This window comes from Neptunomonas sp. (assembly GCF_016744175.1).
Classification (GTDB): domain Bacteria; phylum Pseudomonadota; class Gammaproteobacteria; order Pseudomonadales; family Balneatricaceae; genus Neptunomonas.
Window position 1 is genome coordinate 11,658 of the sequence record NZ_JADGEV010000001.1, and the last position, 12,135, is coordinate 23,792.

Consider the following 12,135-nt stretch of genomic DNA (forward strand, 5'->3'; position numbering starts at 1 on the left):
ACCTTTTTCACCAAGGGTTTCATCTAAAAACAACCATGCTGATATGTGGGCAAACACGGGCTCTGCTGCAAAAATAAGCGCTACTTTATGCGGCTCAAGCAGCTTTTGGCTTGCCGATTGTGCCCAGAACGCATAAGCCGTTCCAAAAACGCCCGCGATTAAAACTGCAAGTAAAACTATTGGGCTAAGTAGTTGATCTTGCCAAGTTATCGCTGTTGCTTCAGGAAAGTAAAATGCTGGATTAGGGTCAATTAATGCGGCAAAAGCACTATAAATTGCAACAGCTGTTAGCTGAATAAGACTCAAAGGAATGATCGGTAAGCTATCAACCATACGGCCAGTGAGTACGATATGTGCTGCAAATGCGAATGCGCATATGAGTACCAGTACATCGCCATAATTGAGCGCTAGGTTATCACCCATTGTCAGTAAATATAGACCGGTAGTTGCAGTGCAAACGCCAATCCACACGGGTGAGCTGACGGATTTTCTGAATATGAGTAACCCTAATATCGGCACTAAGGGGACGTTCAACCCAGTAATGAAACCTGCATTAGACACTGACGTGAATCGTAAGCCTTCTGTTTGTGTATAAAATCCAATAAACAGTAAAAAACCTAATAACAGGCCTGCGGGTATAAGTTTGTTATAGACCAATGCTGCTTCGTTTTTTGTTGAAAACCATAACAGAGGCAGTAAAGATAAAGCGGCTAAAGCAAAGCGGATAGCGTTAAAGGTATGCGTTGGGATTCGGGCAACTGCAAGGTCAATCAGAACAAATTCGACTCCCCAGATTAAGCTGACAAACAGTAGCATGACAGTGGCAATACGAGGAGAAGTAATGGTCATTATTTTGGGCTTCTGGTCATGGGATTAACATTTGAGTGTTAATCGATGGAATAGATTTAGGCTCAGTCACTAATTTTTTATTTGATAAAATCATCAGAAAAACTAGCAAATTGAGCCAGCAGCTATTTACACAACAATTGAGTCTGCTTGATGGCCTTAAGCCATAACAAAACCCAGTACTAACAGTGATGCAAATGCTAAAGCCGCTGCAATCACTGCATAGGGAATCTGTGTGAGTGCATGTTGCATTGGCGTGCAACCAGAGCCTTGCGATGACAGTACCGTTGAGTCACTGAAAAAACAGGCGTGACTACCAAATGCCGAAGCAGACAGAAGGGCGCCCACAGTTAATGGCATCGACATATCAAATGAGATTGCCATAGGAATTACAATCGGCAAAGACACCACAAATACGCCCCAGCTAGAACCTGTGGCAAATACGACGGCTGCCATAGAAGCAAACACCAAAGCTGGCAGCATCTCTTTAGACAAGTAGGGTGTTAGAGAGTCGATGATATAGGGAGTCATGGCAAGTTGATCATTGATCTCTTTGACCATGAAGCCTGCACATACTACTGCAATTGGATGTAGCATGACTTTAAAGCCATCCAGCATAGAGTCTACCAGTTGAGCAAAGCTCAATAGACGCTGCCAGAAATACAACACCATAGTAAACATCGACGCGACTAATGCACCCAATAGCAGGTCTATATCGTAGTAAATGCTTGCCGCGACCAATATAGCCATTGGCAATAGGAAGTTCATTAACCCAATGAGAGGAGTGGTTTTTTTCATCTTAGATGTATCAAAACCATCTACTAAAATGCCGGGGGGAATTGTCTGGCCTGCTTTAGCGCGCTCTTCAGCCTGCTTCATGGCACCAAAGTCACCCAAAATACCCGCGGCAACTAAAAATACAACCAGTAGTGCTAGCCAGCCATAAGCCATATACGGGATAGAGTTGATATAAAGCGACATCCCTTTGCCTTCTGCTGCTGCGCCGTTTTCTTCCAGTAAGGCTGCAAAATACACAGCCCACGTTGATACAGGAACGAGGATGCACACTGGGGCTGCTGTGGAGTCTACTAAAAAGGCGAGTTTTTCACGTGAGATTTTATAGTGATCGGTGAGGTTTTTCATCGATGCTGAAACGGCTAATGAATTTAAATAATCATCGATAAATACCATGACCCCTAATGTGCAGGTTGTGAGCATGGTTCCACGGCGTGTTTTGATGCGCCGTGCTAACATTTGACCAAAGCTGAGTACACTGCCACCGCGCTCTAGCATGTTGATTAAACCGCCCATCATACCGCAGACTAAGACAATCCAAGCAATGGTCTCGTTCATAACAACAGAGATGGATAAATCGCCTAGCCCGCTAACAACATTACTGGGGTCTAGTAATAACAACCCAGCGATAATGCCTGCAAAGATAGATTCAAGAGGTTTTTTAGTAATCACAGCGACAAGCAGGATCAATAGAGCAGGCAGTAGGCTATAAAACCCGTAAGACTCCCCTTCAACATGTTGTGTTGATAGGTAGACAAAGAAGGCCATAATACCGCCGAAAAATAGTAACCACTTTTGAGGGCTACTCGTAGTCTCTTGTAGGTGTGTTGAGGCGCTATTCTCAATGCTCGGTTGAGCTAAATCTGTACTCATGGAAATACCTTGGTCATTATTATATTTTTTGGAGCCATTTGCTGTGACACAGCGCTGTTAGGCGCTGTGTTAATAAGAAACTAAACGCCTAGTTTATCGCGCATGTTGTAGTACCACGCGCCCATGGCAGTGTAAGGAATACGGAAGGTTCGCCCACCTGGAAAAGGGTACTGAGGAAGGCTGGCAAAAATATCATAACGAGCGGCTTGCCCCTGAATGGCATCAGAGAGTACTTTTCCTGCGAGGTGTGAAGAGGTAATGCCGTGGCCACTATAGCCTTGTGCGTAGTATATGTTAGCGCCGATACGGCCAAACTGCGGCAAGCGCATGAGTGTTAATAAGAAGTTACCCGTCCATGCGTAATCAACTTTAACGCCTTTGAGCTGCGGGAATGTTTTTAGCATATTAGGCACGATAAGAGACTCAATTTTACTAGGCTCTCGTGCGCCGTAGGTCACACCGCCGCCATAAATTAAACGGCCATCACCGGATAAACGAAAGTAATCCAATAGGTAGTTGCAGTCTTCTACGCAATTGTCTTGGGGTAGCAGTTCTTTTTGTTGAACTTTGCTAAGAGGGGCAGTGGTGATGACTTGCGTACCGCAGGGCATTGCTTTTTGTTCAAGCTTTGGAATGAGCCCGCCAAGGTAAGCGTTACCCGCAACAACGACAAAGTCAGCTGTAACACAGCCGTTTTTGGTATGAACTTTGGATTTACTACCTTCTTCAACGCGGGTGACTTCTGAGTCTTCATAAATGACGCCGCCTAAAGATTCCAGCGCGGCAGCTTCACCTAATACAAGGTTAAGTGGATGAAAATGGCCGCCGCTTTTATCCAGTAAGCCGCCTTCATAACGTGTAGAACCAACATGCTTTTGTATACTGTCAGCTGAGAGCATTTCTAACTGAGTATGCCCATGAGCTTCCCAAAGCTGCTTTTTACTTTCCATTTCTTGCAGCTGTTTAGCATTGCACGCAGCGAAGATGCCGGCTTCTTTGAGGTCGCATTGGATATTGTATTTACTGATGAAGTTACGAATTATTTTCCCACCTTCAAAAGCCATTTTGCCCATTTCAGTGCCCGTCTCTTTGCCGTAGTGCTTCTCGATAAAATCAATATCACGGCTAAAGCTGTGGACGATTTGCCCACCGTTACGGCCCGAAGCACCAAAACCAATACGGCTACCTTCAAGCACAATAACCTTAAAGCCACTTTCGGCAAGATGCAGCGCTGTAGAAAGCCCTGTGTAACCTGCGCCAATAACACAGATGTCTGCGTTGATCTGCTCGTTTAGTGCTGGGCGTATGCTCTTGTCGTTAGCCGAGGCGGCATAGTAAGACGATGTGTGTGATGGTGCTGCCATAGTAAACCTCTATATTACGACCGGCAGAGAGCGGGTCGATTTTGGCTTCGGATGTTTGATAAACCCATCATGTTATTTGTTCGCCGTCATAACTCTTCGACTTAGGGTTTATATAGCTGAGGCTAATAAAGATACTTTGCAGGGGACCATTGTTGATATACCCAGTAGGGTATATTTTTATGTGAAAGAGGGACATAAATTATTGCAGTGTATACAGGGTGGACGATAGGGTTGTAGTTAAAGCAAGAGCAGTTTTAATGGCCTTGTAGTAGGGACAATTAACTGGCTGCTAATGCAATTATTTTAGCAGGATATTTAGTGTTGCTACACTGTGAATTTTGCAATGTTACCCGCAACAGCTTCTTCCATCGTTTTTAGGTCATGAATACGTTGAGTAATTTGATGGATAGTGTTTCGATTATTTTCAGAGTTGTCTCTAATACTGCCAATCATCCCTACCATTTCATTACTTTTTGATTGCGATTGTTCAGCATTCTGTGTTGTTTGGCCAATGAGTTCTGATGCGGTGAGCACCTCATCAGCAGATTGGCTAACAATTGAGGTAGTTTTCTCCATGCTACTCAAGACATCTTCTAATAGTGATGTTTGAGAATCTATCTGGTTCGTAATGTCGGCGCTAGACTGAGTGATTTCTAAGATAATCTGATGAATCTCTTCTAAGCTTTGTTGGGTTTTAATTGCAAGCACTCTAACTTCGTCAGCGACCACAGCAAACCCCCGGCCTTGATCGCCAGCTCTAGCGGCTTCAATGGCAGCATTAAGAGCGAGTAAGTTGGTTTGTTCTGCGATGCTGGTAATAACGGTGAGTACACCTTTGACTTTGTCAGCACCGTTATTTAGGCGCTCTAGCCCCTGAGCCATGTTTGTATTGTTAGATGAGTAATTATTGAGTTGAAGCTCCAATGCTGAAAAGTTTTCCTGGCTGTTTATTAGGTTTTCATTAACATTAATGATTTTTTCTTGGGTTTGGTAAGCTCTGTCAGATACCGCTGCGACAAGCTGCTCTAACTCAGATAGCTCTTTATTACACTGCAATATAAGGTCGTCTGATTCGATAGTTCGGCGGTGAATATCATCAGCCATCGATGAGATCTCTGCTGTGTTTTTTGTGCTTTTGTCGGAGCTGTTTTTTATATCTTGAAGTGATGTGCGAATTGACGTTCGAAATTCATCGACTGTATCAAGTACCTGTTTAAGCTCTGAATTAAAGCGAGAATCAACGGTGCACTCTTTTGATAGATCTTTACTAGATAAATATTGAAGATAACTACGTACTTGCTTGAGTGGATCAACTCCCCAGCGTTTTTCGTCTAAGTCATGTATGAGAACCACTGCTGCAACTACAAGCTGAACAATGATTGATATAAAGTTGTCTGTCAAAAATAGCGCGTTGGCCACAAGGAGTATAATGCCAACCCAGTGAATAGAGCGCATTCTCAAGAAAAGAGAATTCATGATCAAGTAGTCCTTCTTGGTAGATCATAAATTGGAACCAATAATCCAATTTTTATTCTAACAAGCTAGTATAGGTACACTGGATTAGCAATATTAATAGCTAGCACTGCTGGTGATGGCTATAGATGTTGTATGCATTGCTATTGATTTTTTATGCCTATGATTTAGACGCTTGCTTAGGAGGGGCCTGCTAGAGAAGTATTATTAATTGCTTGCGATAAGCAATGAGTAAAAATAGTAGTGATTTGTTTGTTAGTGCTCTTTTTGCGCTGGATAGCGGTAAACGTATTAATATAGCTGTAGGTATCTGTAAACAGTGGACGCATCTTCTCTTCTAGCCCCCAGTTTTTAACTAAGTGGCGTGGCAACATTCCTAGATAATGTCCACTTAAAATAAGGGTTGCCCTTGCTTCTTGATGGTGGGCTTTTGCTTGTTTATTCCAAAGCATCATATCTTGGTGTATTTCCCTGCCTGGCATGAGTCGGGGTGATTCAACGAAGGCATAGTGCAAAAGTTCTTCGCGAGTAATGGCATCAGTTGGCTTTTCAAAAAGAGGGTGCCCAATTGCACAATATAGGCGCATTTCCTCATCGAATAGTGCGAGTGTTTCTAATTCTGGGTATTGATGCGGTAGTACTGTTATACCGATATCAACTTGTTTATCCATTACTGCGGTCGTTACTTCATCTGAACTCATCGTACTTATTTGGACGTGTACGTCAGGGGCTTGCTGCGAAAAGCTGTCCACTGCAGCAACGATACAAGAGTTATGTGCACCGAGCATATGCTCAGCGAACCCTACATGAAGTTGACCAAAAATTCGGTTGTGGGAGTGGTTGATCCGTTGCTTGAATTGCTCAAGTGCCCCTACAAGATCGAGCGTAGCGTCATAGACAACCTGTCCTTGCTCTGTGAGCTTAAAGCCTCCACGACCACGTTCGCAAAGGTGCATATCTAAGCGTTTTTCAAGATCAGATATGTAATTTGATATTGTCGAGTTTGCTAAATTCAAGCTGATTTCTGCGGCGGTAAAACCTCCAGCATCAACCACAGCTCTAAAGACCCTTAGCAAGCGTAGGTCGATATCTGCAAGTTGGCCTGAAATAGCGGCCTTTTTACGTCCCATAAATACCTCCTGGCTTGCTGTTAAGAATGCCTTGCATTTGCATATTTAAATGTAAGTTTGGCTAAGTAATTATATAAGCCAAAGAAATGATGGTCTATAAATATGCAACATTAAGTGATAGCGCAATTTCCAGCTATCGGATTGTCGGAGAGATAAGCATGACAATGCAGTTGAAAGATTCCAGCCTGTTAAAAACACAAGCGTATATAAATGGCCAATGGGTTGATGGTGATAACGGTGAAACGTTTGCAGTCACTAATCCGGCAACCGGTGAGCATTTGGCAGATGTTTCTAGTGTTGGTGCAGTTGAAACACGTCGTGCAATCTTGTCTGCACAAGAAGCTATGATTAGCTGGAAAGCCTTGCCAGCTAGAACACGTTCAGAGTTATTGGAGCGTTGGTTTTACCTGATTATCGACAACCAAGAAGACTTGGCTATTTTAATGACGGCAGAGCAAGGGAAACCTTTGTTTGAATCTCGCGGTGAGGTAGCTTATGGCGCTTCATTTATTAAATGGTTTGCCGAAGAAGGTAAGCGCGTTTATGGCGATATCATCCCAAGTTCTTCAGATCGTCGTGGTGTTGTTGTTAAACAGCCGGTAGGCGTTGTTGCTGCTATTACGCCATGGAACTTCCCTAATGCCATGATCGCACGCAAAGTGGCACCGGCACTGGCTGTTGGTTGTGCCATGGTACTTAAACCTGCTGCTGAGACGCCACTTTCTGCATTGGCGTTGGTTGAATTGGCTAATCGCGCTGGATTGCCTGCGGGCTTATTTAGCGTCTTGCCTGGCATGAATGCGCAAGCCATTGGCGGCGAAATGACGTCGAATCCTGTTGTTAAAAAAGTCACTTTTACGGGTTCAACGCCGGTTGGCAAGCTGTTGATGAAGCAGTGTGCCGATACTGTCAAACGTACTTCTATGGAATTGGGCGGTAATGCACCGGTCATTATTTTTGATGATGCTGATTTAGACGCAGCAGTTGCCGGCGTAATCGTCGCTAAATATCGTAACTCAGGCCAAACCTGTATCTGTGCAAATCGTATTCTTGTACAGGACGGTATTTATGACGCATTTGTTGAGAAGTTTGCAGAAGCTGTAAAAGGCTTTCGTGTTGGTAATGGCATGGATAATGACTCCACTCATGGTCCGGTTATTACTGAGAAAGCCGCTGCTGAAATTCACGCTAAGGTTCAAAGTGCTGTATCTGAAGGTGCCAATGTTGTGTTGGGCGGCAAGCCCGGTGCATTAGGTGGTTGTTTTTATGAGCCGACTATCTTGACCAATGTTACTAACAAGATGCGTGTGTTTCGTGAGGAGATCTTTGGCCCTGTTGCCCCTGTCTTCAAGTTCTCGAGCGAAGAAGAGGCCATCGCAATGGCAAATGATACTGAATTTGGCCTAGCCGCTTACCTCTATACAGAGAATTTAGGGCGTATTTGGCGTGTATCAGAAGGTGTGGATTACGGGATGGTGGGTGTTAATGAAACAGCTATCAGTTCTGAAGTAATTCCTTTTGGTGGAATGAAGGAGTCAGGTCAGGGGCGTGAAGGTTCAAAATATGGTCTAGATGATTATCTAGAAACCAAATATATCTGTATGGGCGGTCTTAACCGTTAATATTTAGACGTTATCAATGGTGCCTATGTGTTCTCTAATTAAACTATATAGAGGCATATAGGTGTCTTAAGTGTTCTCGAGGAAGAGAGTATGAGCAGCATTATATACCCAACAACAAATTTTAAAGCGACCCGCACCCTGACTATTGAACGAGGGGAAGGTGCTTATGTTTATGATAGCGAAGGTAATCAATACCTCGAGGCGCTGGCAGGTCTTTGGTGTACATCGTTGGGTTATAACAATCGTGAGCTAGTGGATACTGCAAGCGAGCAGATGAGTAAGTTATCTTTCTCACATATGTTTGGTGGTAAGACACATCAAGTGGGAATGGATTTGGGCGTTAAGCTCGCTGAAATGGTTCCGGTTGATAATGCCAAAGTCTTTTTTGGTAACTCAGGAAGTGATGCAAACGATACCCATATTAAAATGTTGCGTTATTACTTTAACGCCATCGGTAAGCCAGAAAAGTACAAAATCATTTCGCGTGAACGTTCATATCATGGCGTAACGGTGGCCGCTGCATCATTAACAGGCTTGCCACCAAATCATACCCATTTTGATTTGCCGTTTGACGCTTTGGGTGTACTGCGAACGGATGCTCCTCATTATTTTCGTGGTGCTCTGGCGGGGGAAAGTGAATCTCAGTTTGTTGAGCGTATTACCAATAACCTTGAGACACTTATTCTTAAAGAAGGGCCTGACAGTATTGCTGCGTTTATTGCTGAGCCAATAACAGGGGCCAGCGGTGTAATCGTACCGCCTGAGGGTTATTACGAAAAAGTGCAGGCGATTTTAAATAAGTACGGCATTCTTTTTTGGGCTGATGAAGTAATCACAGGTTTTGGGCGCACCGGAAATGATTTTGGTTGCACAACAATGGGTATCGAAAAGCCAGCGATGATGACTTTGGCTAAACAGCTATCTTCTGCGTATATGCCGATTAGTGCATCGGTAATACGTGGTGATATGTACGATGCCATGGTAGATCAAACCTCTTCTGTTGGTGTGTTTGGCCATGGTTATACGTATTCAGGGCACCCTGTTGCTTGTGCTGTTGCTCTAAAAACGCTAGAAATTTATGAGCGCGATAATTTGTTCGCTCGTGCCGCTGTTTTGGGTGCCTATATGCAGAAACGTCTTGGTGAGTTTCTTGAGCACCCTCTGGTAGGAGAAGTACGCGGGAAAGGCATGATTGCTGCTGTCGAGATGGTAGCCAATAAGCAAACAGGTGAAGCATTTAATGGGGGGGCAGTCGGTGCTTTTGCACAACAAGCTTGCCAGAACCACGGCATGATAACGCGTGCAGTTGCAGGTTCGTCCTTAGCGTTTTGTCCGCCACTGATTGTTACCGAAGCGCAGATTGATGAAATGATTGAAAAATTCAGTAAAGCACTGGATGACACTTACCAATTTGTTAAGCAAGAAGGGCTATTAACGAGTTAGTGAGTGGTAGTTGTGTTTCCGGGTCTGACCATTAAGGTCATTTTTTGGGGAGGATAATATTCTCCCTTTTTTTCAATGAAAATTAATCCTGTCTATCTTTAAACGACCATCTCGTTCCGGTCTCTTCGTAATTTGTTACCCATTATCTTAAAGCTAGGTCATTGTGTAATTAATGGCTGCATCAGCTATCTATTATTGCTACTTTTATTTTATGTGAGTTAGAGCGCATTAGTTGCTAAGCCATAGTAGCTATTTATTACTAATGTAAAACGTACGGCTTTGTGATTTGAAGTTGAGTTTTCGAGTGTATTTGGGGCGTGTAATGTTAAATCTTGCAGAAAAGGCAGGTGTGGCTCTCAAGTCTCGTGCTGCTGTATTAGCTACGGCAGAGTCTTGTACAGGCGGTGGGATTGCACAAGCAATTACAGCAGTAGCGGGAAGTTCAGAGTGGTTTGGTTGCGGATATGTTACATACTCGAATGAAGCCAAGCAGCAAATGCTGGGTGTTAGTTCTAATGTGATTGAAGCGCATGGTGCGGTTAGCGAGGCGGTAGTCAGGCAGATGGCCGAAGGTGCCTTGCATAATAGTGGTGCTGATATTTCGGTTGCAGTCAGTGGGGTAGCAGGACCCGAAGGAGGAACAAAAGATAAGCCTGTTGGTACTGTGTGGCTTGCATGGGCCATACGTGGTGGGGCCACGGTGGCTACTGACAATCTGTTCTTAGGGGATCGGGAGCAGGTAAGGAATCAAAGTATTGAAAAGGCATTAGAAGGTATTGTTAGCTTACTATAAGAAATAAATTAAGATGCTTGCAATTAAATAGGGATGTCGTAATAATACTGTCCATACATACAGTATTATTGTCAGGCAGTGTAAAGGGTTGAATATGGACGATAACAGAAAAAAAGCGCTTGATGCCGCTTTATCACAGATTGAACGTCAATTCGGTAAAGGCGCTGTTATGCGCATGGGAGATCAGCCACGTGAGGCTATCCCTTCCGTTTCTACTGGCTCATTAGGTTTAGATGTTGCGCTGGGCATAGGTGGTCTTCCTTATGGCCGTGTTGTAGAAATCTATGGACCTGAGTCTTCTGGTAAAACGACCCTTACATTGCAAGTTATTGCTGAAGCGCAAAAGCAGGGTAAAACTTGTGCATTTGTGGATGCTGAGCATGCACTTGATCCTAACTACGCAGAAAAGCTCGGCGTTGATGTTGACGAATTGCTAGTGTCTCAGCCGGATACGGGGGAGCAGGCTCTAGAAATTTGTGACATGCTGGTTCGCTCTAATGCCGTCGATGTTATTGTTGTTGACTCGGTCGCTGCGCTAACACCTAAAGCTGAGATAGAAGGCGAGATGGGTGATTCGCACATGGGTTTGCAGGCGCGTTTGATGTCGCAAGCACTGCGAAAAATGACAGGTCATGTAAAAAGCTCAAATTGCCTACTGATTTTCATTAACCAGATTCGTATGAAAATTGGTGTGATGTTTGGTTCTCCAGAGACAACAACAGGTGGTAATGCATTAAAATTCTATGCTTCTGTTCGTTTAGATATTCGTCGTATCGGCGCTGTTAAGCAGGGCGATGAGATTATCGGTAACGAAACGCGTGTTAAAGTTGTTAAAAATAAGGTATCTCCACCCTTTAAACAGACGGAGTTCCAGATTCTATATGGTCAGGGTATTTACCGTATGGGCGAGATTATTGATCTGGGCGTACAGAATGGTTTTGTTGACAAGGCGGGTGCTTGGTACGCTTACAATGGAGATAAAATTGGCCAAGGGAAAGCCAATGCAGCTAAGTATTTAACTGAACACCCGGAAGCGGCGCAAGCAATAGAGAGTGCTTTGCGTGACAAGCTGCTGACTTCACAGATTCCTGAGAAAGCAGAAAAAGCTGATGCTGAGCAGTTGGATCTATAACATTGTTTAGGATAAAGCAGTTATCATAATTAAAGGCCGTTTTTACGGCCTTTTTTATTGTCTAAAAATTATAAAGGCGAAGCAAATATGGAAGCAGAAGCCGAAATTAGGTGTGCAGTTATTTCTTTATTAGCACGACGAGAATACAGCCGTGCAGAAATTGAGCAAAAATACCGAAATAAATATGATGAGGAATTACTGACTCGTGTTTTAGATAAGTGTCAGGAAAATGGTTATCAAAGTGATCAGCGTTTTGCAGAGATGTTGGTAAGAAGTAAAACAGGTCAAGGTTATGGCTTGTTACGGATACTACAAGAGGGGAAGCGTAAAGGCATAAATGAAAGCCTATTAAAAGAATGCATCCAAGAACAACAGCCAGATTGGTTTGAATTGGCTACTTTGTTAAGTCAGAGAAAGTTTAAGGAGAAAACGGATAAGCAGGACAGGAAGTTATATGAGAAACGCGTACGCTTTTTACTAAGTCGTGGTTTCTCCTATGAACAAGCCAAATATGCGCTTGAATTGGCTAATAACGAAATGGAATAGACTAATTACTGCTTTATATCTCATCATCTATTGACAAAAAGATTCGAACAAATTCCGGCTGCGATATATACTTGTTCGCCATTTTACGTGTGATTTACATTAAATAGCTCGTTAAAAG

General features: G+C 43.5%; 10 protein-coding genes. 5 read left to right on the forward strand and 5 right to left on the reverse strand.

Going from position 1 to position 12,135, the window contains the following annotated elements; translation table 11 throughout:
• From QZZ55_RS00055 to QZZ55_RS00075, 5 genes are all read right to left on the reverse strand, one after another.
• On the reverse strand, positions 1 to 849 hold an 849-nt coding region (locus QZZ55_RS00055), incomplete at its 3' end, for a DMT family transporter (protein ID WP_293264011.1).
• 156 nt (positions 850 to 1,005) lie between these two features.
• On the reverse strand, positions 1,006 to 2,514 hold the full coding sequence (locus tag QZZ55_RS00060) for a Na+/H+ antiporter NhaC family protein (RefSeq protein WP_293264013.1): 1,509 nt from the start codon (positions 2,512 to 2,514) through the stop codon (positions 1,006 to 1,008).
• Positions 2,515 to 2,594: 80 nt separating this feature from the next.
• Complete coding sequence (locus tag QZZ55_RS00065) at positions 2,595 to 3,878, reverse strand: FAD-binding oxidoreductase (protein ID WP_293264015.1); 1,284 nt, start codon at positions 3,876 to 3,878, stop codon at positions 2,595 to 2,597.
• A 324-nt stretch (positions 3,879 to 4,202) separates the two neighbouring features.
• Positions 4,203 to 5,354, reverse strand: coding sequence for a methyl-accepting chemotaxis protein (locus QZZ55_RS00070; RefSeq protein WP_293264017.1), 1,152 nt, complete (start codon positions 5,352 to 5,354; stop codon positions 4,203 to 4,205).
• A gap of 176 nt (positions 5,355 to 5,530) precedes the next feature.
• Positions 5,531 to 6,481, reverse strand: a complete 951-nt coding sequence (locus QZZ55_RS00075) for a LysR family transcriptional regulator (RefSeq protein WP_293264019.1) — start codon at positions 6,479 to 6,481, stop codon at positions 5,531 to 5,533.
• 158 nt (positions 6,482 to 6,639) lie between these two features.
• On the opposite strand from QZZ55_RS00075, the gene QZZ55_RS00080 reads away from it, so the two are divergent.
• The 5 genes from QZZ55_RS00080 (at position 6,640) to QZZ55_RS00100 (ending at position 12,017) form a co-directional block, all read left to right on the forward strand.
• Positions 6,640 to 8,103: an NAD-dependent succinate-semialdehyde dehydrogenase gene (locus QZZ55_RS00080; protein WP_293264384.1), complete on the forward strand. Its 1,464-nt coding sequence runs from the start codon at positions 6,640 to 6,642 to the stop codon at positions 8,101 to 8,103.
• Positions 8,104 to 8,193: 90 nt separating this feature from the next.
• Positions 8,194 to 9,546: an aminotransferase gene (locus QZZ55_RS00085; RefSeq protein ID WP_293264021.1), complete on the forward strand. Its 1,353-nt coding sequence runs from the start codon at positions 8,194 to 8,196 to the stop codon at positions 9,544 to 9,546.
• A gap of 322 nt (positions 9,547 to 9,868) precedes the next feature.
• Positions 9,869 to 10,339, forward strand: coding sequence for a CinA family protein (locus tag QZZ55_RS00090; RefSeq protein WP_293264023.1), 471 nt, complete (start codon positions 9,869 to 9,871; stop codon positions 10,337 to 10,339).
• 94 nt (positions 10,340 to 10,433) lie between these two features.
• Entirely contained in the window at positions 10,434 to 11,471 is a 1,038-nt protein-coding gene (gene recA / locus QZZ55_RS00095) for a recombinase RecA (protein ID WP_293264025.1), read from the forward strand.
• Between the two features lie 87 nt (positions 11,472 to 11,558).
• On the forward strand, positions 11,559 to 12,017 hold the full coding sequence (locus tag QZZ55_RS00100) for a regulatory protein RecX (protein WP_293264027.1): 459 nt from the start codon (positions 11,559 to 11,561) through the stop codon (positions 12,015 to 12,017).
• Positions 12,018 to 12,135: the final 118 nt, after the last annotated feature.

Excerpts from the sequence above, each read along its gene's own strand:
- QZZ55_RS00060 (WP_293264013.1), bottom strand. The coding sequence starts at position 2,514 with ATGAGTACAGATTTAGCTCAACCGAGCATTGAGAATAGCGCCTCAACA.
- QZZ55_RS00065 (WP_293264015.1), bottom strand. The coding sequence starts at position 3,878 with ATGGCAGCACCATCACACACATCGTCTTACTATGCCGCCTCGGCTAAC.
- QZZ55_RS00070 (WP_293264017.1), bottom strand. The coding sequence starts at position 5,354 with ATGAATTCTCTTTTCTTGAGAATGCGCTCTATTCACTGGGTTGGCATT.
- QZZ55_RS00075 (WP_293264019.1), bottom strand. The coding sequence starts at position 6,481 with ATGGGACGTAAAAAGGCCGCTATTTCAGGCCAACTTGCAGATATCGAC.
- QZZ55_RS00080 (WP_293264384.1), top strand. The coding sequence starts at position 6,640 with ATGACAATGCAGTTGAAAGATTCCAGCCTGTTAAAAACACAAGCGTAT.
- QZZ55_RS00085 (WP_293264021.1), top strand. The coding sequence starts at position 8,194 with ATGAGCAGCATTATATACCCAACAACAAATTTTAAAGCGACCCGCACC.
- QZZ55_RS00090 (WP_293264023.1), top strand. The coding sequence starts at position 9,869 with ATGTTAAATCTTGCAGAAAAGGCAGGTGTGGCTCTCAAGTCTCGTGCT.
- recA (WP_293264025.1), top strand. The coding sequence starts at position 10,434 with ATGGACGATAACAGAAAAAAAGCGCTTGATGCCGCTTTATCACAGATT.
- QZZ55_RS00100 (WP_293264027.1), top strand. The coding sequence starts at position 11,559 with ATGGAAGCAGAAGCCGAAATTAGGTGTGCAGTTATTTCTTTATTAGCA.